Raw genomic sequence first — 22331 nt, 5'->3', positions numbered from 1 at the left:
CTTTTTCATTTAGGTCGATCGCTATTTCGTCTCAGGTTCTTTTCTACTAACGAAACACTGCCAATACCTTGAAGAATACCACGACCGATTAAACCTAAACCCCGACCAACTATTTGGGTGAGAATGAAGACTATACCGCTACCTACAAATGCTAATAGTGATTTTAAACGCGGTGCGATCGCATCACTAAATTCTAGGAGCAATGTCACTAATAAAGGAATATTAGAAAGTTTTTCTAACTCCTGATTTCGAGGAGCATAAACTGAAGTCTTGGCAATACCACGAGGCGCAATTACAAATAGCTCATAGCGACTTTCAAAAACGGCTTTTGGCTCATTTATATAATTAGTTAATCGATATTTCCACGACAAATCATTTCTAAACCGTTCAATCTCTCTTGTGGAAATCAATTGGCGGCCATAAAAATTTTGCTTAATCGCTTCTACATCTGCTAAAGAATTTAGCAGTGGTTGCACGACCCCATTCGCTACCTGAATCAACAAATTCTCTAAAATCATTAATGCTTGGGACTTAGCTTCGGCGCTCACTACTGGATAGGAGGTATTATCAATGTTCAATTCTGTTTGAAATATTAGATAAGAATACAACTCACAAAATAGCGGAATTTTATTGAGAATATCTCTTTGCACAACTTCTGCATTTTGCAGCAATAAATTAACAATTATTATATTTTGATTCCCTATTTGTATTTGAGAAAACTTCCCAAAAAAATCTGTGATTGCTACTTGCCATAAGTCGCGGATCAAGGTATTTTTTACTTCATATAATTGATTTATCTCTATTTGAGAAGCACGCAGTTCATCCAACTGTTCAGCCAATTTTTGCAGGATCAGATAAAGTAATTCTCGTTTTTTATCTTCACGAAAGATGTCAATTTCTAAAGGGACATCTGTGACATTTCGTAAAGGAAATTGTAGTTTGGTAACGCAAGATGCAAACAAGGCAGATTGTAGCGCTCCTGGACTAAGTAAAGGTGACAGTTGAATGGCACTACTCAATGAAGGAATCAAAGGCGGCTGATCAGCAATGGGGATATGTTCCTCTTGCCTTTCTTCTGATGAAACCAGCAACCGATTTAGCAACCAACGAGCCGCTAGCAGTTCTCGCCGCCGTCCAGCTAGAATTGCTCGATCTAGTATTGGTAATCCAGGAACTTGTAATTGTGCTGTTACTGCGGCTAGGGTAGCGTCAATGTGAGCAATTCCTGACAAACGCAAATTATTTCGCAGTCTAAAGAAAGGCAGTGGGGAGGAGACGCGATTAATCGCGTCTGTACAAGAGTTAGGAGTTATTATTACTTCCGTGTCTCGAAACCAATAGGAACCACCATCTGCAACTTCTTGCATAGCGGCGACTAACTCAGGAAGTGGTGTACCTTTGGGACAGTAGCCATTTACACCAATAGATTTCGCAGCCAATAGCAGTCCTTGTTCTTGCACAGAACTGAGGAGCAAAATTGGCAGATTGGGATATAAGGCTCTGAGTTGCCGACAGAATTGTAAACCTAGCTGTTGACTGGTGGGAGAGCGACCATTCCCGAATTCCAAAACCACCAAATTTACCTGATTTGGGTCTTCTTGGGCAATTTCTGCTAAAATCTGCAAGGCAACAGTGTCAGTTTCTACCACTGCGATCGCTTGCAAGTTAGGAATTGCTTCCAGACCTACCCGTAATCCCAGACGAAAAATCGGGTCTTGGTCGATTAACAATAATTTTATCGGGCGATCGCTCATAGTCTGCTCAATTACACAAGCACTGTTTTTTACCAATCAGAAAACAGCTTTGATACAAAACTTTGTCTTCCCCATTGTTACCTGTTTTCGCAAACTGATAAATCGATCATAATTGCCATAGGCAGCCTTCACTGTGTAATTAAATGAACCTGAGTATTCGGCACTGGTTGGCGGAACGCTATATCGCAATCAATCAAATTAGAGGATTTTCAGCTGGGCAATTGGCAGGTATTGCCTACCGGATTGTTCAGGATATGGAAGTCAAAAGCCTCATGCCTTTTGATATCTGTACCTTGGTAGAGGTTTTAGAACTGCCTTTAGGGATTGTTTGGGAAGAAATCAGTGTGATTTCCCAGTTGACAGAAAACCTGTTGCGTAGCCTCAGCCAAAAAAAACCATTAAAACGTAACGAAGGCACATGGCTAGCGTTTCAAATTGCCTATCTCCAGGCTTTGCAAGCAATTCTAGAGCAGGAAGCAAGCCTGCAAAGACCGTGGCTAGATCGGGCAAGTATACCCATCCAATCACACATACTTAAAGAGGAAGTGCGTAAACTCACCCTTCAAGATCCGCAACTGCAAGGATTGCTGAAAACTCTCAGCCCAGGTAAATTGACTGACACTCAAGCTGAACAAGCACTGTCTTTGGTTACAGATTCATTACTGGTGCAACAAATAAATAACGCTGCGATAGCTTGGTTTGTTGCCAATGGTGCAGAGGAACCTGAAGCTAAACTCCTAACACAGCGTTTAGGCAACTCACTTCCTGGTGACATACTGGTAGTCGTTACCAAGAATGCTGCACCTTTAGCCCAACTGCAAAAATTTTTCCGTTTGGGGATTTCATTCTCTCCCAGTTTAATCACCCCAGAAGTTGGTTCTACGGTCGATGAAAAAATAGATTTGCACCGAGAACATTATCGTGCAAGTTTGATTCAAAACCTGAGTATGCCGTTGCTCATGGAATCCTTTGCCCTCAAGGATATCTATGTGCCACAAAAAGGCTTACCAATAGAGGAAAGTATTTCTGAGCAGGAAAAAAAAGCTGTTAAACCAGTTGATTTAAAGACATGGGCGCAGCAACAGCTAACTGATTTAGAAACGATCGCTGTCATTGAGTCGGAACCTGGTTATGGAAAAACTAGTTTTTGCCAACTTTGGGCAGCACAGGTAGCACAGGAATTTTACCCTACTTGGATGCCGATAGTAATTAGGTTACGAGATGTAAAATATGGTAAAACTTTAATCGAAACCCTAAATTCTGCCTTTCCTGTTAATCTTTCAGCTTGGTTAGAGCAAGAAAATCTCCCTTGTCTGTTGCTGCTGGATGGTCTGGATGAACTGCCCCCTTCTGCTCAGGGTATAAGGGCACAAGCAATTTTTATTCAGCAGCTGCTGAACTTTCAATCTCAGCACCGACACAAAATTGTGTTAACAAGTCGGTCAACGACGTTACCGGAAATCGTCTCTGAACTACCGCTATTGTTGAGGCGAATTATTATTCAGCCATTGGATGGGGACGAACTCAAACAATGGTTTCAGCAGTGGGCAAAAGTGCAATCGTTGCCTATGGCTCAAAATTTATTTACATTCTTAAAACAGGCAGACTTATTTGCCAGCCAATCAAAGTTAAGAGAATTATCTGCCCTGATCCGCCAACCTCTAATGCTGCATTTGTTGGGCATTTTGCACCGCGACGGACTGCTAGATGATGAACTATTGCAGTTAGCTACTAATATCCAAAATTCTTCTCTGTTATGGGAAATTTATCATCGCTTGAGTCGATGGTTGTTGGGCTATCCGCTAATTGGTGGGATCAAGACGATGCTACTGCGCTCAGGTTCGGCTCATATCCACCGAACTCCCGAAGCGATCGCTAATTTACTCGCTGTCCGTCATCCCCAAGATTTACTTAAGCAGATGCAAGCGATCGCTCTCAAAATTTTACACTCGCAACGTCATCAAATTAATTTGGCTGGTGAATTTAATTGTCTACCAGGGCTTTATTTTAAAATTGGGCATTTAGAAAGTGCAGCGAAAAGTAGTTTAATTGAGTTTTCGCATATTAAGTTAGGAGAATTTCTTTGTGCTGAGGCTGTGACTGCTGAGTTGAAATTTCTGACTCAGTGCCAAGATGACGCTTATGGTACGCTCACTTTTGTGCTTGATTCTCCCAGTGGACTAGCCCAGCATATTTACAATTTACTAGGTTACGGGATACTTAGCCAGGAAATTGAAGAATTGGCGATCGCTGGATTGCGCCGGCAGCAAAAGCACAAATTTTCGTTTGAAGTTTTGTTTCAACGTCTTTTGTCTTTCTGGCGTGCTTACTGTCAAGGCTGTTGGTTAGATGAAGGCATAGCCCACAAAGCTTTGACTCATTTTCACGCACTGCAAAACCCGGTGAATGTTGAACAGGTGAATGCTGCGGTGGGACTGAATGTGTTTTTATTGCTTTGTGCTTGCTACCGAGAAACAAAAGTTCCTTTTTGGCCTTGCGGTAATCCAGTCAATTTAGCAGAATTCAATCCAGAGGCGCTAAGTGCGTTGATTGCTAAGACAACGGTTTTGCACAAAAGTGCCTTCGCAACCCGAATCAAGTCTCTGGCTGGACTCAACTTATCGGGAGCCTCTTTATTACAAGTGATGTTAACGGGGGTAAATCTTGAACAGACAAACTTATCCAATGCGGAGTTAATCGGGGCGAATTTAGCTGGAGCCAATTTGCAACAGGCGAACCTCGCAGGCGCAAATTTGCAACAAGCAAACCTCAGAGGTGCAAACCTCCAACAGGCTAACCTCACAGGCGCAAACCTGCAACAGGCTAACCTTATGGCGACAAATATTAATTCAGCTAATCTCACCAACGCCTGCTTATTTGATGCCATTCTCGCTGAGGCTGATAAAAAATTGGCCGCTGATAATGGTGCTTTGTTCTCCAGAGAGTCGTTTCAAAGACAGAAACATTTGCGTAGTTTACCGCCGCAGGCATCGCAGCAACGCTTCTTAAACACCGTAATAATTACGGCAAACACAGATGTTAATTGGAACAAAACTTCTGCGATCGGACTAATTGAAAGCTGCGAAGGCACGATTTTACCAGTAGATTTATATGATGATGCCGATGATGAGACAGTTTTTGGCAATAACTCCATTGATGATAGTAATGGTTATTAGGTTTTATTGCCTAGTGAAGCTAGAATCCAGACTCCTAACTCCCAACTCCTAACTATTATCAGCTTTCTTGTGAGTTGCGGTAGCCAAAAAAGTTAATACTGTACTCAGTAATCCGCACTCCTGTTTGTTCTTCAATTTTGCGAAGAAAATCTTCTGGCAGTTCCACATGAACATCAAGAATTTGATTTGTATCTATACAGTTGACATGACTGTGAGAGTCACTGATATTGCCGTACAAACGGCCATCACAGCGTTCAATACACTCAATGATGCACTGACTAGATAATGCTTCTAAATTTTGATAAACAGAGGTATGACCGATCTCTTTACCTTGTTGGTTCAAGCGATCGTAAATCTCTCTAGCAGAAAGATGTTCATTTGCTTGCCAAAGTAATTCCAGAATAAAGCGACGCTGACGACTGACGCGCATACCCAGGATTTGACACCGCTCAAGCGCGTCTTCTAGAGAACGAATTGGTTTTGTAGAAATTGTTTGTTTTTGCATATTACAGCTTGTTAACTGTTAAGGGAATTTTCCCATTTCAATGTTTATTGTTTATTTAATATATGCAATAATATTGCACATCATTGTTCTACCTGTACTTATGTTTTGGCTTTTGATGCTGCGGAAGTAACAGGTGGCGATAATGATTTATTTTTTTCCTTGTTGATGGCTACTTTGTCAGACCTTAATCTAAAACAAACTCATTACAACTTTAACTTAAAATTGCTGTAAATGTCCACCTTGGGGCAGGCGTTGCCTTTCCCAAGTAGGCTGATTCTAATGGCATACCATGTTAATCGTGTAGTAATTGTTGGCGTTGCATAAATGCGGGATGAATCAGTTAAATACGGGTATTTACTTGTATTGCAAATAGTTAAGTAACAATTAAATTGAGTATTTAAGCATGTCTAGTGCTTTGGAATAGCATAATTTTTTTCGATAGCGAAGCGGTAGCGACGTTAGGAGCGTCTGTAGTCCTGCGAGATAATGACGTAAACGGGTATCTCTATTATGCAACACCGCCTAATAGAGCTAGAGTTCTTTGCTAAAGTAATGAATAAAGCATTAAAATTTCTAACACTTCAAAACTGAAGTGTCACTAGTGAGGATAATATTACAAACTAAGCAATTTTTTTGATAGAGACTGCACCGGAAAATAGCAGAGGTTAGAGCAATGGATGAGCGTCATCGTTACTTACAAATCACTCTCATTATTGTCGGAATTGCCTTTTTACTTATTTATCCGCTGACGAAGATATGGGCATCAGGCTGGTTATGGCAACCTGGTCAGTCCGAATATGAACAAATGATCATTGGTGTTTATGCGACGCTTGGTGTCTTTTTGCTATTGGCTTCTCGACAACCAGAAGCGAACCTTAGTTTAATCTGGTTCACTGTTTGGTCAAGTTTAGTCCACGGGCTAATTATGGCGGTACAAGCAGTAATTGATCCTGCTGAACGTGGACACCTCTTTGGTGATGTTCCGGTATTGTTATTGGTGGTAATTGTCCTTGCCTTCCTTACGCCGCGTAAAGTAGTGTCTAATTGATTCGTCAAGAAGATTTTGTGCTACTGAAAGTCCATCTAGCTAGCGTCAATCCCTGAAAGCTGCTACTGTAGATTGTCGATCCTACAGTTGAGCATCAAGAAAGTGGCTGCTGAATCAATGACAATCGCGATCGCACTCAATAATGACTTCATTAACAATCTGGATCTGTCGCCTGCGTCAACGGTGATTGAACAACTGCTGCAAGATGGGGCCGCATCCCATGAACAGCAGCTACGCTTTGATATCAATTACGATCTCGAACTTGGTGATCCACGGGAACTCTCAGAAATTCCAGAGGTGCGGCTGTGGTTTGTGCGCCTAGATGCCAAATACCCCTGGTTAGCATTTTTACTAGATTGGAAAGCTGGAGAGTTTGCTCGTTATGCCGCCATGCTTGTACCACACCAGTTCAGTTCTCAAGAAGGCATTCAGTACAATCCTGAAGCCTTAGAAATATTTTTGATGCACAAAATCTTTATTTTAGGTGATTGGCTCAAACAGCAGGACATCCCCAGCCTCTCGCGGCTGAAGTCCATGGCCCAAATGCTGGGTTATGAATTAGATGATGCTTTTTTTGACATATTTTAATCCTGAATAAACACCCGAAGAACCCCACACGCCAGATGCTCCACTTGGGGAGACCCCAGACGCTCTCTACGAGACGCTGCGCGAACGCGGACTCGCTAACGCTGCGCTATGCGCGGCATCGTCTCCCCTTCTCACATTGGGAGAGGCTAGCGCCCGCCGTAGGATGCCCGTTCGCAAGAGCGTCTCCTTTAGGAGAAGGGCTGTAGGGAGAAGACTGCACTGGCTCCCCTTAATCCCCTCCCCACTCTTCGGGAGGGGAGACAAAGCGTAGCTTTGGCGGGGTGGGGTGCAATGACTATGGGAATCATGACTAAATTATCTGGACATGATATAACCGCAAAATCTAGCTGTCACGTCCAGGTTTTGCGGTCATTCAACAAACACATAATTACATTGGATATCCAATAGAGTGATTGCAGAAATTGATTGGGACGAACTGCTGGTTTAGCCACCCCAAATTTTCTCCAAAACTGCGTTTGGTGAAACATCCGCCGTTTTTCCCGTGGGGGATTCAATGGCCAGGAATTTATCGTTTTTCGGCAACAACTTAGCTGGATTAGTGGGCCCAAACAGGGCGATGGTATAGGTTTGGACTGCAACACTCAGTTGTAGTGCGGCACTATCAGTAGACAACATCAAATTTGCCCCAGCAATTATGGCAGTTAACTTGCCAATATCATCTGGGGCAGTCACCTTGATATCTGGAGAGGAGTCCAGAAGCGATCGCACAAACTGCTCATCGTCAAGGCCCTTAATGACCACCACAGGCAGATCCGGTTGCTTATCTTGGAAGGCTTGAATAATTTGGTGCCACTTCTCGACAGGGTAGATTTTATCCAGTTCTTTAGCCTGGGCTAACTGGCCAGAACCGCCATGAATCAAGATATAGCCTGTTTCATTTACCCCTAAGCGTTTTTGTTCCTTTTCTGCCCAGTCAATATCTGACTTTGGCACATTTACTGCTAACTCTGGGACAGGGGTTTTTATGCTTAATGGTTGCAGCAAATCGTGATATACTTCCGCCCCATACTGAGATGGTTTGAATGGCACAGCATGGGTCAGAAAAACCGATCCTTTGCCTTGGTAGCCAATGCGTATAGGAATTCCTGTCAACCAGAGTAAAAGACCCACCAACCAATTTTGCTTCACAGCAATGGCAACATCGTATTCGCGATCGCGAATTGTGCCCACCAAGTTACCCCAATCTGCCAGACTGTTACGGTCTTTAAAATCAAAGGTCAGTACCTCGTGAACTGACTTGCTCACTCGGTAGGCAGCCTTTGACCGGGGTTCAACAACGACATCTATCTGAGCGTTAGGGTAATTGCGCTTTAGGTCATCTAGAGTCGGAAAGAAGAGAATTTGGTCGCCAATTCCGCCAGGTACAAGGGCTACTACTCGCATAATATTTATTGACGCTTACTCGCTCCCTATTTTAGGGGAAAATATATAGCTTAAAGATTGAGGAATTCTGTGTATTTACTAATTCCAGCTGCGGGAATCGGAAAAAGAATGGGGAGTAACCGCAATAAACTCCTGCTGAAAGTGCGATCGCAACCAATTATTGCTTGGACTCTATTAGCCGCAGAAGCCGCCACTACAATCAGTTGGATCGGGATTATTTCTCAACCAACCGATTGGCCAGACTTCAACGCAATTCTCGCCGATCTCAAGCTGACTAAACCAGTGGAATTGATTCAAGGTGGCTCCACCCGCCAAGAATCTGTTTACAATGGCTTGCAGTCCCTGCCAGTAGCCGCAGAACAAGTATTGATTCATGATGGGGCCAGATGCCTGGCCACACCAGATTTATTTAACTCTTGTGCCAATGCGATTCGCCACTGTCCCGGTTTAATTGCTGGTGTACCCGTCAAAGACACCATCAAAGTTGTCGATGAACAAGGCATAATTCAAGAAACACCCGACAGACGACAATTATGGGCGGCACAAACTCCCCAAGGATTTGATGTCAAGTTGTTGAAACAGTGCCATGCTGAAGGTGTCCGTCAAGGTTGGGAAGTAACTGACGATGCCGCTTTATTTGAAAAGTGCGGTATTGAAGTCCGAATTGTCGAGGGAGAAGAGACAAATTTAAAAGTGACGACTCCACAAGATTTAGCGATCGCAGAATTTATTCTCACAAGTAGAGGCTTTTGAGGGGGTGGGGAATGGGGAGTGGGGAATAGGGAGTGGGGAATAGGGTAAATAACCAATGCCCAATGCCCAATCCCAAATTTGAGAGTTTCAAACAATATTTTGACAATTTAGGATATAATCCCACACACTTGTTGATTGTTAGTTCTCATGTATCAATGCCCAATGCCCAATGCCCAATGACTAAATGATTACAGCCACAGCGACGAAGATAGAAGCAATTCTCTATTTAAAGGGTAAACCCTTGTCGCTCGGCGAAATCGCCGAGTATGCCGCGTGCGATCGCGCCACTGTCAAAGAAGGCATAATTGAACTAATGGACAACTATGCCCACCGAGATAGCGCCCTAGAGGTAATAGAAACTCCAGATGGTTACAGTTTGCAACTACGGTCTGACTTTCATGACTTAGTGCAAACTATGATCCCAGTAGAGTTGGGATTAGGTGCATTAAGGACTTTGGCAGCGATCGCCCTCAATAGTCCCATACTCCAGAGCGACTTGATTAACCTGCGCGGTTCAGGGGTATATCAGCACGTTCCAGAACTCGTTGAACTTGGTTTCATCCGAAAGCGCCGAGACAGTGATTCTCGCTCCTATTCACTCCAAGTAACGCCGAAATTTCATCAGTATTTCCAAATCGAACAACTCCCGCAAATACTTTCCACCAGCCAAAAGGAAGAACAACTAGAACTAGAACTAGAACTGAAGGGAGTAGCGAGTGGGGAATAGGGAGTGGGGGAGCAAGAATTTTAGATTTTGAATTTTAGATTGAAATTTAATCCAAAATTTAAAATCCAAAATCCAAAATTGAATTGCCCTGTTTGGCCCATGCCCAATGACTTATACCTGTGGTGAATGCGCTACCCTTGTACTATGGTTTAGAGTAGAGTTAGCAATTAAGCTAAATAAAACTGCCAATGGTGTTTAATCCTGACTTTTTGAATGACAACTCTGAGGAACACCCTAATCAACTTCTTTCAGACCACTCTGAGCAATACCCCAATCAGTTACTCAAATATCTACAGCATCAGTCTCCTGATGTTTTAGCGAGGATTGCTCAGTCCGCCAGTCCCGAAATTAAACAAATCATTTCGCAAAATGTCCAAGGGCTAGTAGGAATGCTCCCGGCAGAAAATTTTAACGTGCAAATTACAACAGATCGGGAGAACTTAGCTGGGCTTCTAGCGTCGGCCATGATGACGGGGTATTTTCTGCGCCAGATGGAACAAAGAATGCAGTTAGAGCATTTGTCTAATGGTCAATAATCAATAGTCAGTAGTCAAACATTCTAGGACTATTGACCAAATAATTCGTAATTCGTAATTCGTAATTAAGAGGGTACAGAGTTACCGCCAAAATCTTTGATCTGGTGGTTAACAAGGTAGTGGAGAGTACACAGCACAGCACTGATTACGACTACGAATTACGTTAGTTCAGCGTCAAGCCCTTGGCATAGCAACTCTTAGAGACGCTAGCGCAGCGCCTTTTAGAGAGCGTCATTATCAATTACGAATTATTTTGACCAATGATTCCTTGATGGTACAGAGCAAGCGGATTTATCCGTGAGGTCAATTCAAAATCCAAAATCTAAAATCCAAAATTGTCTGACTACTTCCTTTCAGGATAAGCTCCTGATTGTACTTTGAACGTCTGAATTTTACCGCTACGGTTGACTTCGATTGCTAAAATGTCCCCAACTTTGCTGGACTCTACCAGCCTCTGAACTTGGGCTGAGGTTTTGACTGGTTTACCGTTAAATTTTTGAATCACGTCTCCAGGAAGCAGTCCTCCACGCTTGGCTGGGGAATCGTCTGTGACTCCTCTAATCACAATTCCAGCATCCTGCTGAATGTTCAGTTGATTTTCTTGATTAATCTGCTGTTTTCTGATGGGAGAAAGGTCTGCCATCTCAATACCCAAAAAGGGATGTTCCACATGCCCTTTGGTAAAAAGTTCATTGGCGATGCGGGCGGCGGTTTCAATGGGGATGGCGAAACCGAGTCCTTGAGCATCAGCGCGAATGGCAGTGTTAATACCAATCACTTCACCTTGGGCGTTTAACAAGGGGCCACCAGAATTACCAGGGTTAATTGCGGCATCAGTTTGGATAAAGGTGACTCGCTTATCTGGGACACCAACTTGAGCGCTGGTGCGATCCGTAGCGCTGACGATGCCGATAGTGACAGTATTATCTAAACCCAGAGGATTGCCAATAGCGATCGCCCATTCTCCTGGTATTAAGTTTTGCGAATTACCCAGTTTCACAGTCGGTAAATGATTCGCTTTTATTTTCACCACTGCCACATCTGTCACAGTATCAACTCCTACCACCTTCCCCTCTAGACTCCGACCATCCTTGAGGGTGACTTGTACTGTATCTGTATCTGCTACCACATGAGCGTTGGTGAGTAATTCTCCATCTTCGCTCAAAATAAATCCCGATCCTGTACCGCGCTCAATCCGTTCTTGAGGAATTGGTTGCTCATCCTCTCCAAAGAATCGCCGCAAGAGGGGATTTTTTAATGCGTCAGAGATGGGATTGGCGACTTTGCGAGTGGCATTAATTCGCACCACAGCCGGGCCAACTTTTTGCACTGCCATCGCAATAAAATTTACATTGTCACCCCCAGTAGCCCCAACCGATCCATTAGGAGAATTCGGAGCTATGGATTCTGGAGGCAAAGCCATTGTAACATTTCTTAACTGTTGGAACGAGGGATTTTGTAGCAGGAGATAGCGACTGCCAAACAAACCTGCACCACAGCCGAACACCAGTAAGAACACATAAACGCCCAGTTGCTTTAAAGATAACTTCATAATCGTTTTGCTCAAGGACAGCAATGCAGTTGCTAATTTCTAAGTGTAGTCAAGCTAACGGCAAGTGGACAGATCAATTTACTAGAAATTGGGCATTGGGTATTGGGCAATTCAATTTTGGATTTTGGATTTTAAATTTTGGATTAAATTTCAATCTAAAATCCAAAATCTAAAATCTAAAATTCTTGCTCCCCCACTCCCCAGTCTTCCCATCTAAAATCTAAAGTTAATGCGCTCTTGACGTGTATACATGACTTCACTTTTTCGTCAACTGTTTCTCTGTAGCTTAGTTAGCGCCTTGGGCTTAGTATCCATACTGCCAAACTCCAATAACGCCAACGCTGCTGTCGATGGTTGCCCAACTCCAGCCTTGTCTCGCTTCCAACGCCATAAAGTTGTTCGTGGCGAAACTTTGGAGAGCATAGCGCAGCGCTATAATCTCATTCCCACAACTATTATCGGCATGAATCCAGCTTTGCAAAACGGTGCGATGCCTACGGCGGGTTCCACCTACGCTGCCGTTGGTAGTGTACTTCAGATTCCTCCCTACAATGGGGTTGTAGTCGAAGTGCCTCGCGGTGAAACTTGGCGACAAGTAGCGGCAAAATACAAAGTTCGTGCTGATAGCCTTTTTGAGGTGAATGGCTGCCAACAAGACCCCAGAATCGTGTTTGTTCCGGGGGTAAATTGGTCGCCCAATGGTGTTGTAACTAAGTCCCCTTTACCTACTGATGCAGGTAGGCAAAACCGTGCATCCCTGTCGGGATATCCCTTGGCACAAGTAGCAACTGTAGCATTAGCTTACGGCTGGCAAATTAATCCTGCTACAGGTGAAGTTTTCTTTCATAGTGGTGTTGATTTATTAGCAGCAGTGGGTACTAATGTGCTAGCGATCGCGCCTGGAACCGTAGCCTTTGCCAACGACCAAGGTTCTTATGGCAAGTTGGTCATTATCAACCACAGTGGCGGACTCCAAAGCCGTTATGCTCAACTTGACAATATCAAAGTTACTGTCGGTCAGCAAGTGAAAAAAGGAGACTTACTGGGAACGGTAGGCACTAGTGGAAAACCAAGTTCCAGTCAACCCCATCTCCATTTTGAAATGCGTTCTAGCTCATCTCTGGGTTGGGTAGCGGAAGATCCAAAGGGTTATTTGAAAAAATGAGGAAGTCGGGAATAGGGGAGCAAGAATTTTAAATTTTAGATTTTGGATTTTAGATTGAAATTTAATCCAAAATTTAAAATCCAAAATCCAAAATTGAATTGCCCTATGCCCAATTCCCAAATTTGCTAGATTTTACGATGTGCATTCCTGCCTCTGCAAACCTTGCAAATGCCGCATCTGCCTGTTCTGTGTAGTCTACAACACCGGGAACAACAACAGGGGAAGTGCAATCTTCTAGCAGATAGATTTTTTTAGCAAGGGTAGCATCTACCTGTTTAATTTCTGTTAATAAATCGTCGATTGTCCAGGCGAGACAGTGACTTTTAGCTTGACCACCGATAATGACAACATCAAATTCTAAAAGTTGTTTAATCAAGCGTGTATTCTTTTGAGCAAGTGGACGTTGCTCAAAATCTTCCAACACTTCTGGACGTAAGATGGAATAGTTTTCTGTTAAGGGATTTTCACCTTTTATTTCAAATTGCGTCTGACTCTGACGAGCAATGCAGTGGAAAAATATCGCTTCTTCCACCGCTGGAACTAAAGCATGACCAATACCACCCAACATAGAATGATAAGGCCAAACAGTGAGGGGATATTTACCGTCTTGACTTAGTTGCTTAACGTAATGATAAGCGTGTTTTTCTAATAGTTCGTAATTCCCGTTAGTAATACTGTCAGCAACTGCTGGGTTAACTTTCCAGATACCTTGTTCAATATCTTCAGCAGTGATGCTAGTCGCTGCTGGAGTGGGATGTTCTCCGGCGGCGTTCACCCAAAATATCGGATGGAAAATTTGCGTTGCTTTGTGGGTATCTAAAGTAGGTACAATTTTTGTAATTACTCCCAAGTTGCGATAAATAAATTCACATAATCTCACGTTATCATCCACTGCTCCACTTCCAGATTTTCCACCTACAAATAATTCAAATCCAGGAATGCAGAAAGTGTTTTGGACATCAATTAATAGTAAGCAAATGCTGGTTTTATCTAAAGATGCAGGTTTGATATCGTGTTGTTTTGCCCAGATTTCAGCTTCGGCGGCACGTTCTTGGTAAGGTACACGCCAGACTTCGCCTACCTTATTGGGGTTAAAATGCGGAGGAATGGATAGTTGGGTTGTTGTTTGGGTATTCATCTAAAATCTGTACTTATTTTCTAATTATTAGGCTTACCTTAGTTCAAAATAATGCTAAATTTAGTAAACGTCATCGTGGGAACCTAAAGTTAGCAACAAAATTTCTTCCTCTCCTGATTCAGGATTTATAACAAATTTAAATAAAATCCGATTACGATAATCAATTGAACATGAGTATCTATCCGATGAATCACCTTTTAGGTTGTGACTACGTAATTCAGGATTTTTCTTGACTACACGCTTAAAAGCACGAACAAAAGTCGGACTCCAAAGCAAATTTTTCACTCGTCCAACTCCGCCATCAAATCTGCAACTGAACCACGCCGGACATTACCTTGAGCATAATCACTCTCTGCTTGCGCGATTTCTTTTAATAGGTCATCCCGTCGCTGTTGTTTGAGGCGCTTTTGGATAATATCCACAAGAATAGCCTGAGCTTCTGGATCTAATGCTTCTACCGCCTCTATAGCTTTCTGGAATGTAGATGTTTTTTCTAGCATGGGCGTCAAAGAATTTGGTGATAAGTCTAATTTAGCTGGTGATAGGTGCGATCGCTCCTCATCCTCTTTCCTTAATAGTATATTTGTATTACTAAAACATAGATTTAGCGATCGCTACTCACTTCATTAATCTAAAAAACTTATAAGGCGGCATATCTTGAGAAATGAGCAAAACTCAGCGATCGCTCTTTATCTGTCGTGCTGTCTCATTCTCCATGTTTTTTCTACCTAATCGTCCAAAAGAGCCACTACCTGTGGCAATCTGGGAAACAGAGATTTATCAAATCTGATATTTTTAGCTACAGCAAATTTACCTAATCAGGTTATGCAAACTCTGCCCATAATAGATACTTCAAATACTACATCAAGTCAACCTACTTTTGATACAGCTATCAAGCGGCGTAAAACCCGTCCCGTAAAGGTGGGAAATGTCACCATTGGCGGTGGCTACCCCGTTGTAGTGCAGTCAATGATTAACGAAGACACTCTTGATATTGATGGTTCCGTGGCTGGTATTCGTCGTCTGCACGAAATTGGCTGCGAAATTGTCCGTGTCACAGTGCCGAGTATGGCTCATGCTAAAGCTTTAGCAGAAATTAAACAAAAATTAATAAAAACTTACCAAGACGTGCCAATTGTGGCTGATGTCCATCACAATGGGCTAAAAATCGCTGTGGAAGTCGCCAAGCACATAGAAAAAGTGCGGATTAATCCGGGCTTGTATGTGTTTGAAAAGCCAAACGTCAATCGAACTGAGTATACTAAAACCGAATTTGACGAAATTGGCGAAAAAATCCGCGAAACCCTAGAACCTCTGGTAGTTTCTTTGCGAGATCAAGGTAAATCGATGCGAATTGGGGTAAATCACGGTTCCCTCGCTGAAAGGATGCTATTTACCTACGGTGACACCCCTGAAGGCATGGTGGAATCTGCCATAGAATTCATTCGTATCTGTGAATCTTTGGATTTCCACAATTTGGTTATTTCCATGAAAGCCTCACGAGTCCCAGTGATGTTAGCCGCCTATCGCCTCATTGCCAAGCGCATGGATGACCTGGGTATGGATTACCCGTTACATTTAGGCGTTACGGAAGCCGGTGATGGTGAATACGGGCGAATTAAATCCACGGCTGGTATTGCTACCTTACTTGCTGATGGCATTGGTGATACAATTCGCGTCTCACTAACAGAAGCACCAGAAAAAGAAATTCCCGTCTGTTACAGCATTCTCCAAGCTTTGGGATTGCGAAAAACGATGGTGGAATACGTCGCTTGTCCTTCCTGTGGACGTACTTTGTTTAACCTAGAGGAAGTGCTACACAAAGTTCGGGAAGCCACTAAACACTTAACTGGGCTAGACATTGCAGTTATGGGTTGCATTGTCAATGGCCCCGGAGAAATGGCAGATGCCGACTATGGTTATGTTGGCAAAACCCCTGGTTACATTTCTTTGTATCGTGGTCGAGAAGAAATTAAAAAAGTCCCAGAAGACAAAGGTGTAGAGGAATTAATTAACCTCATTAAAGGGGATGAACGCTGGGTAGAACCTTAAAGGGGCTAGGCGAGTAGGGAGTGGGGAGTAGGGAGCAGGGAGTAGGGGGAGCAGGGGAAGATCAGGGAGAGGGAGACAAGGAGAATAACCAATGCCCAATGCCCCATTCCCCATTCCCCATTCCCCACTCCCCAAGTTCGCCGGATTGTCAAGTATTTTGTTTAAATTAGGGATACATACTTGGTCTGTACAGTGGTAGCCTGTGTTAGATTGAGCATACTGACTATATATTTTCCCTCTGACGCAGCTGTCATTATGGTGATTACAAAAAGTAGGCTTGTTTTGGGTGCTACGGCAGTGACACTCTCCACGATCGCTGTTACTAGCCTTGGCATTCACTCGCGAGGTCAGGCTTTATTTAAAGCAAGTCCCAAAGAATTAGTAGATGAAGTTTGGCAAATTGTTCAACGCCAATATGTAGACGGTACTTTTAATCAGGTAGATTGGCAGGCTGTTCGTAAGGAATACTTGAGCAAGTCCTACACTAATCCACAGGAAGCGTATAAATCCATTCGGGAAATGCTCAAAAAGCTACAAGACCCATACACCCGGTTTATGGACCCAGAGGAATTTAAGAGTATGCAAGTGGATACATCTGGAGAACTCACAGGCATTGGAATCACGATTAGTCAGGATGAAAAAACGAAGCAACTGGTTGTAATTGCGCCAATCGAAGATACACCAGCTTTTAAAGCTGGTATTTTGGCGAAAGATATTATCCTCAAAATCAATGGCAAAAACACCAAGGGGATGGATACCAATCAGGCAGTATCCTTGATTAGGGGTGAAGCAGGAACACAAGTCAGCTTGACAATTGGGCGCGATGATCAGACAAAAGAATTTGACATCAAACGGGCGCGGATTGAAATCCATCCAGTTAAGTTTTCCCAAAAGAAAACTCCAGCAGGTAATCTTGGTTACATTCGCCTGAACCAGTTCAGCGCCAATGCTGGTAAAGAAATGCAAATAGCGATCAAGGATTTAGAAACCAAACGGGTAGCTGGATATATTCTGGATTTGCGTGGTAATCCCGGTGGCTTACTCTTCTCAAGTGTAGACATTGCCCGGATGTGGATAGATAAAGGTAAGATTGTCTCCACCGTTGAACGTCAAGGAGAGGCAGAAAAAGAAGAGGCCAACGGACGCGCCTTGACGAATAAACCGTTGGTGGTGCTGGTAGATAAAGGTTCAGCCAGTGCAAGTGAAATCCTCTCAGGGGCTTTGCAGGATAATAAGCGTGCCACTTTGGTTGGTACTCAAACCTTTGGTAAGGGACTAGTGCAATCGGTGCGTCCCTTGGAAGATGGCTCAGGATTGGCGGTAACAATTGCTCATTACTATACCCCCAACGGTACAGATATTAATCATAAAGGTATTGCTCCAGATGTGAAGGTAGATTTGACCAAAGCGCAGATGGAGGACTTGTGGCTTCATCAACGTGACAAACTTGCTACCCTAGCAGACCCCCAATTCGCTAAAGCAGTGGAAGTCATTGGTAAACAAATTGCTGCTAAGGGCACAGCTTCAGCAGAAAAATGAAGAGTTAGGAATGAAGTTAGGAGTGAATAGTGAGGAGTTAGGAATAAAAACCATCATTGTCAACTTATAACTTCTAACTCCTAACTTAAATTTAAACTGGTTGGCACTTTCCAGCCCTAATAAGTCCGACACGCCGAGCGATCGCTTCTTCTTGCGAACTAAAAGGCCCCCACTGTTCTATAATCTCTAGATTATCGTCTCCAACTTTGTCGCTGGGGACAATTTCGCAATTACCAACAGAATGCTTGACAATATACCAAGTTTGTGAATCGTTCATGCTTAAAATAAAACCTTTGTTTTTACAGTAAGAATTTTACGGCATAAAGAAAAGATTTTCGCATGTATCCGATGCCTACGGCGGGTTGCGCCAACGCGCCGGATCTGATTTGGCTATAGACTACTTGTCCTTGGCTACCCACTGATGAATTTTAATCAAAAGATAAAGTGTATTTAAAAAAGTAGATGAATTAATATATATAATATTTTTATAATTCAATGGATTGATATGCGTTTACCTATCATTATCAGTGCCGGATTATTGCTATCTTTTGGTCTGAACCTACCAGTAATGTCCAAATCTCCCATAGAGATAGCAGAATCGCCAGCGAGTAATAACTTGAATTTAAAGCGATTGGAAAAGCGATTAGAATTTAATCGCCGTTTCTGGAATCAGCAAAATATTTCCAACTATGACTATACATTGAGTAATAGTTGCTTTTGTACACCCGATGCTAGAGGGCCAGTAATCATTAAAGTCCGTAATGGTCAAACAACTTCCATCACTTCTGTAGCCACAGGTAAACCAGTTAATCCAGAATTCTTTCAAAACTACAAAACAATTCCTAAGCTATTTGATGTGATTCAAGATGCTATCAACCGTAAAGCCTTCAGCCTCAATGTCCGGTACAGTGCTAGATTCGGCTATCCAACCCAAATTGATATCGATTACAACAGTCAGATAGCTGATGAAGAAAAATATCTCACAATTGAGAATTTTAAGAAAATTTAATAGCCGCCGCTGCAACCAGAAAATAAGATATTAAGGCAATAGCTATGCTCACCTTCATCATTAGACCTCTTGCATAAATGCTTAAATTGTCATGTTGAGCGGAGCGAAACATCTGGTGAGATTCTTCTCTCCACTGCGTTCCGCTCAACATGACATTCCTGATTTTTTGACTTTTGCAAGAGGTCTATTAACTGCTGGCGTTCAAGTTTCTATGTGGTGCTGTGCGAATGTCTCATATCATGTCCGCATAATTAGTTACCATTCCCATAGTCATTGCACCCCACACGCCAGATGCTCCACTTGGGGAGACCCCAGACGCTCGTAAACATTGCGTTAGCGACGTAGGAGCGTCTGACTCGCTACCGCCCTTGGCCTCTCCCCTTCTCACATTGGGAGAGGCTAGCGCCCGCCGTAGGATGCCCGAACGCAAGAGCGTCTCCTTTAGGAGAAGGGCTGTAGGGAGAAGACTGCACTGGCTCCCCTTAATCCCCTCCCCGCTCTTCGGGAGGGGAGACAAAGCATAGCTTTGGCTCTTTGGGGTTCTTCGGGTTTAATAAGCAATCAAGCGGACATGATATCAGAGGAAAAGACGATCCAATGCGTAGCTTGCTGCCGTAGACATCGCTCTCATTTATCCCATTAATTAAATTTCCTCTAAGAAAAAAGATTGGCGTTGCTGATTAGATGTATAAATCTTAGTGTAGAGATGCGAAATTTCGAGCGTAGGCGTAGCCCGTCGTAGACATCGTTCCTCACCAAAGTAGTGATTTATTGATTGTTAACTTTTGCCGAACAAAGATTTCCGGCTATGGTGTCACTACATATTTACTATTACAAAAATCTTTATTTTTGTATCACTGAATGCTTGATATTGAAGTGAAGAACTCGGACACTGTTTTGTAATCAAAAGTACAAAAACGTGAAAAAAATCAATATTTTCAAGTTTCTACTGCCATTGGTGGCGGTAGTTTTATTCATCATTGGGTTAGCACAGATCGTACCAGCCCAGTCATCAGTAAGTGTTCACCTAAGCCTTGGCAACCCCAGCAACGCTGGAACTTCCAGCCTAAATAACTACTTGCTGGTAAAACCACAGTATGTAATTGCTTACAACTGCGGAATAGGTAGACCAAATTGGGTGTCTTGGCAGTTGAATAGTAGTTGGTTAGGTAGCACACCAAGGCAAGATACTTTTCGGGCTGATACAACACTTCCTTTTGGGTGCTATCAAGTTGAATCTACCGATTTTAGCGGAAGTGGCTTTGATCGTGGTCACATGACACCTAGTGCTGATAGAACTAGTAGTGTTACCAATAATTCTGCCACCTTTTTGATGAGCAACATGATTGCTCAAGCCCCAGATAACAATCAGGGAATTTGGGCAAACCTGGAGGATTATGCCCGAACTCTAGTAGCACAGGGTAAAGAACTCTACATCATATCTGGTGGATATGGGATGGGCGGTACTGGATCTAACGGAAGGTTCTATACAATAGCTAATGGACGGGTTCAAGTCCCTAATAGAACTTGGAAAATTATTGTTGTACTGAATACTCCAGGTTCAGGCGTTGCTGGCGTGACAACCAGCACGAGAGTAATTAGTGTCAATATTCCCAACACCCAAGGGGTACGAACAGCGAATTGGAGAAACTATCGGGTTAGCGTTGACTTATTAGAATCCCTAACTGGATACAATTTTCTCTCAGAAATTTCAACATCTATTCAGTCTGTAATAGAAGCGCAAGTTGACAATTTATAAGTTTGGATAATTTCAAAAATGAGAAAGCCTAGCCACACAGATACCTAAGCTTTGATTTAGAGAAATTTCCAACCTGCTTACTAGGTTTCAACCAGTTTTGTTACTACTCCAGCTAAGTCACCATCTTTAGTTTGTCCTATGATGTAAGCGTCAATATTTATTCGTCCAACACGATAAACGCTGATGTCGCTAAGATTATCTTTAAGCGTCTGGACAAGTGTTTGAAATCTTTTAACATCTTTTTTCTGTAATTCATTGTGCCACTCTTGCTCAAATGCACAATTACGAAAGAGATAGTTCAAGTCTACTACTTCTACTGGCAGGTCTTGAGAACCTGTTAGCTGTAATATCTTCTCCTGGGTTGCAGGTGCAGCACCTTTCCACTGAACAACCTCGAAAGGGTAATCTGACTCGCTCATCATTAACAAGCCAGCACTAGCTTCCTTCAGTTTTTCGACAATCTCGCCGCTCATAGTCATCAGTTTCTAGTAACGCTCATACTGTATCATTCAGCTAGCAGCAAGGTGGGAAGCCGAAAGAGATACTATTCTATTTCCAGTGGAAGGAAGCAACGCTGGAGCGATCGCACTTGATAACTATTTGATGTATAATGTAATGCAAGTATCTCGTGGGGAATAAACCCTTCACCAGTTAGCTTTATTTGCGCCGACCTACTTATCTGGTTTGACGATAGATAAAAACTTTCGACATATTGGACTAGCTACTTGACTAACAATAAATTCTTTATGTAAAGCCATCTCATCATAAGTTGTCCTGCTACCATCTATTTTAAGAGTAATAGTTCCTCCACAACAGCTATTACTATTAAGCCCTCTGGCAGGAAGTTTAGTTAAATGTGTAGGCTTTGAACTAGGAAGAGCAGCAGCACATTGTTGGGATAATTGAGTGCATAAAATATGAGCATCTGGAACTGAAGAAATAATACCCTCTACTATTTCTGTGCGGGGATTATTAAAACGATTACGATCAATTGAGAATATTATTAACTTTGGTTGAATAAAAGTACAAAATTGCTGGGCAAATCTTCTAGTATCTGCACTCCCTGGTTTTCCACCATGATGAGGAAAAACAAGTATGTCAGCACTCAAACTCTTTTGATCTTGAATCAAATTGTCAAAGCCTACATTATCAATATCTGCTGCTAGTATAGCCACTCTGTGAGAATCGTGAACTATACCGATAACGGCTGATATTGAGTTAGAAGTTAATCGCCTTCCATGTAAGTCTGTTCCTCCAGCACCACCTAAAATCAATTCAGGTGTTGGCGCAAGGATTTCTATATTAACTGAACCAATATTCAAACTTCCCGTTTTTGTTGTTGTCAACTCTGATGAAACGTTAGTTCCAAAACGTTGGCGTGCATCTTTTAAAGCACTACGTAAATCTAACCAAATTTCACTTTTTTTGATTGAGTCAGGGTTTATATGTACGTTGTGGATTTTGATATCTTCATTTAAGAGTAAGTCAATCATACCTCCAATATGATCTGCATCAGAATGAGAAATGAGGATATGTAAAATTTCTTTAATAGATAGATGCTCAAGAGTTTCTGCCAAAGTACCCCCCAGGTGGACAGTCAATAACCATCGCATCATTTGCATCTCT

Annotated in this window: 21 protein-coding genes; 12 read left to right on the top strand and 9 right to left on the bottom strand. The window is 42.7% G+C overall.

The genetic code is table 11. The annotated features are described in order from the left end of the window. Positions 1 to 5 precede the first annotated feature (5 nt). Positions 6 to 1754, bottom strand: a complete 1749-nt coding sequence (locus tag V7K30_RS05105) for a DUF3685 domain-containing protein (protein ID WP_334998155.1) — start codon at positions 1752 to 1754, stop codon at positions 6 to 8. A 143-nt stretch (positions 1755 to 1897) separates the two neighbouring features. On the opposite strand from V7K30_RS05105, the gene V7K30_RS05100 reads away from it, so the two are divergent. Beyond that, complete coding sequence (locus tag V7K30_RS05100) at positions 1898 to 4930, top strand: pentapeptide repeat-containing protein (protein ID WP_334997731.1); 3033 nt, start codon at positions 1898 to 1900, stop codon at positions 4928 to 4930. A gap of 58 nt (positions 4931 to 4988) precedes the next feature. Here the strand turns inward: V7K30_RS05100 and V7K30_RS05095 are convergent, their stop codons facing one another. Then, the gene (locus V7K30_RS05095; RefSeq protein ID WP_334997729.1) at positions 4989 to 5435 is read right to left on the bottom strand and encodes a Fur family transcriptional regulator; all 447 of its coding nucleotides are present in this window, start codon (positions 5433 to 5435) and stop codon (positions 4989 to 4991) included. 673 nt (positions 5436 to 6108) lie between these two features. On the opposite strand from V7K30_RS05095, the gene V7K30_RS05090 reads away from it, so the two are divergent. Together V7K30_RS05090 and V7K30_RS05085 are read left to right on the top strand one after the other, a co-directional pair. Next, positions 6109 to 6483 carry a DUF6632 domain-containing protein gene (locus V7K30_RS05090; protein WP_334997727.1) on the top strand — a complete coding sequence of 125 codons (375 nt, stop codon included), beginning with the start codon at positions 6109 to 6111 and terminating at the stop codon, positions 6481 to 6483. A gap of 117 nt (positions 6484 to 6600) precedes the next feature. Further along, a complete protein-coding gene (locus tag V7K30_RS05085) occupies positions 6601 to 7071 on the top strand; it encodes a CRR6 family NdhI maturation factor (RefSeq protein ID WP_334998153.1) in 471 nt (156 codons plus the stop codon). Positions 7072 to 7515: 444 nt separating this feature from the next. Here the strand turns inward: V7K30_RS05085 and V7K30_RS05080 are convergent, their stop codons facing one another. Further along, on the bottom strand, positions 7516 to 8475 hold the full coding sequence (locus V7K30_RS05080; protein ID WP_334997725.1) for a glycosyltransferase family 9 protein: 960 nt from the start codon (positions 8473 to 8475) through the stop codon (positions 7516 to 7518). A 69-nt stretch (positions 8476 to 8544) separates the two neighbouring features. Here V7K30_RS05080 and ispD point away from each other — a divergent pair, with 69 nt between their 5' ends. The 3 genes from ispD (at position 8545) to V7K30_RS05065 (ending at position 10491) form a co-directional block, all read left to right on the top strand. Continuing rightward, on the top strand, positions 8545 to 9228 hold the full coding sequence (gene ispD / locus V7K30_RS05075) for a 2-C-methyl-D-erythritol 4-phosphate cytidylyltransferase (RefSeq protein ID WP_334997723.1): 684 nt from the start codon (positions 8545 to 8547) through the stop codon (positions 9226 to 9228). 184 nt (positions 9229 to 9412) lie between these two features. Beyond that, entirely contained in the window at positions 9413 to 9955 is a 543-nt protein-coding gene (scpB, locus tag V7K30_RS05070; protein WP_334997721.1) for an SMC-Scp complex subunit ScpB, read from the top strand. A 188-nt stretch (positions 9956 to 10143) separates the two neighbouring features. After that, positions 10144 to 10491: a DUF760 domain-containing protein gene (locus V7K30_RS05065; RefSeq protein WP_292873506.1), complete on the top strand. Its 348-nt coding sequence runs from the start codon at positions 10144 to 10146 to the stop codon at positions 10489 to 10491. A gap of 343 nt (positions 10492 to 10834) precedes the next feature. Here the strand turns inward: V7K30_RS05065 and V7K30_RS05060 are convergent, their stop codons facing one another. Continuing rightward, positions 10835 to 12043: an HhoA/HhoB/HtrA family serine endopeptidase gene (locus V7K30_RS05060; protein WP_334997718.1), complete on the bottom strand. Its 1209-nt coding sequence runs from the start codon at positions 12041 to 12043 to the stop codon at positions 10835 to 10837. 250 nt (positions 12044 to 12293) lie between these two features. Here V7K30_RS05060 and V7K30_RS05055 point away from each other — a divergent pair, with 250 nt between their 5' ends. Next, the gene (locus tag V7K30_RS05055; RefSeq protein WP_334997716.1) at positions 12294 to 13208 is read left to right on the top strand and encodes a LysM peptidoglycan-binding domain-containing M23 family metallopeptidase; all 915 of its coding nucleotides are present in this window, start codon (positions 12294 to 12296) and stop codon (positions 13206 to 13208) included. Positions 13209 to 13311: 103 nt separating this feature from the next. Here the strand turns inward: V7K30_RS05055 and V7K30_RS05050 are convergent, their stop codons facing one another. Both V7K30_RS05050 and V7K30_RS05045 read right to left on the bottom strand, forming a co-directional pair. Then, positions 13312 to 14346, bottom strand: a complete 1035-nt coding sequence (locus V7K30_RS05050) for an isochorismatase (protein WP_334997714.1) — start codon at positions 14344 to 14346, stop codon at positions 13312 to 13314. A gap of 281 nt (positions 14347 to 14627) precedes the next feature. Continuing rightward, the gene (locus V7K30_RS05045; protein ID WP_118163017.1) at positions 14628 to 14846 is read right to left on the bottom strand and encodes a hypothetical protein; all 219 of its coding nucleotides are present in this window, start codon (positions 14844 to 14846) and stop codon (positions 14628 to 14630) included. Positions 14847 to 15010: 164 nt separating this feature from the next. Here V7K30_RS05045 and V7K30_RS05040 point away from each other — a divergent pair, with 164 nt between their 5' ends. From V7K30_RS05040 to ctpC, 3 genes are all read left to right on the top strand, one after another. Next, a complete protein-coding gene (locus V7K30_RS05040) occupies positions 15011 to 15136 on the top strand; it encodes a hypothetical protein (RefSeq protein ID WP_334997712.1) in 126 nt (41 codons plus the stop codon). 35 nt (positions 15137 to 15171) lie between these two features. Continuing rightward, entirely contained in the window at positions 15172 to 16398 is a 1227-nt protein-coding gene (ispG, locus tag V7K30_RS05035; protein WP_334997710.1) for a (E)-4-hydroxy-3-methylbut-2-enyl-diphosphate synthase, read from the top strand. 255 nt (positions 16399 to 16653) lie between these two features. After that, positions 16654 to 17937 (top strand): carboxyl-terminal processing protease CtpC, encoded by a 1284-nt coding sequence (gene ctpC, locus V7K30_RS05030; protein WP_334997708.1) that lies wholly within the window; start codon positions 16654 to 16656, stop codon positions 17935 to 17937. A gap of 91 nt (positions 17938 to 18028) precedes the next feature. On the opposite strand, the gene V7K30_RS05025 is transcribed toward ctpC, so the two are convergent. Beyond that, positions 18029 to 18214, bottom strand: coding sequence for a DDE transposase family protein (locus V7K30_RS05025; RefSeq protein WP_334997706.1), 186 nt, complete (start codon positions 18212 to 18214; stop codon positions 18029 to 18031). Positions 18215 to 18442: 228 nt separating this feature from the next. On the opposite strand from V7K30_RS05025, the gene V7K30_RS05020 reads away from it, so the two are divergent. Next, positions 18443 to 18946 carry a DUF6174 domain-containing protein gene (locus V7K30_RS05020; RefSeq protein WP_334997704.1) on the top strand — a complete coding sequence of 168 codons (504 nt, stop codon included), beginning with the start codon at positions 18443 to 18445 and terminating at the stop codon, positions 18944 to 18946. A 919-nt stretch (positions 18947 to 19865) separates the two neighbouring features. Then, on the top strand, positions 19866 to 20705 hold the full coding sequence (locus V7K30_RS05015) for a DNA/RNA non-specific endonuclease (RefSeq protein ID WP_334997702.1): 840 nt from the start codon (positions 19866 to 19868) through the stop codon (positions 20703 to 20705). 80 nt (positions 20706 to 20785) lie between these two features. Here the strand turns inward: V7K30_RS05015 and V7K30_RS05010 are convergent, their stop codons facing one another. Together V7K30_RS05010 and V7K30_RS05005 are read right to left on the bottom strand one after the other, a co-directional pair. Continuing rightward, positions 20786 to 21178 carry a nuclease A inhibitor family protein gene (locus V7K30_RS05010; RefSeq protein WP_334998151.1) on the bottom strand — a complete coding sequence of 131 codons (393 nt, stop codon included), beginning with the start codon at positions 21176 to 21178 and terminating at the stop codon, positions 20786 to 20788. 198 nt (positions 21179 to 21376) lie between these two features. Then, a complete protein-coding gene (locus V7K30_RS05005; RefSeq protein WP_334997700.1) occupies positions 21377 to 22282 on the bottom strand; it encodes a ComEC/Rec2 family competence protein in 906 nt (301 codons plus the stop codon). Positions 22283 to 22331 lie beyond the last annotated feature (49 nt).

This window comes from Nostoc sp. (assembly GCF_036917655.1).
Lineage (GTDB): Bacteria > Cyanobacteriota > Cyanobacteriia > Cyanobacteriales > Nostocaceae > Nostoc.
The sequence above is the reverse complement of the archived record's forward strand: the minus strand, read 5'-3'. Positions and strand labels throughout refer to the sequence as shown.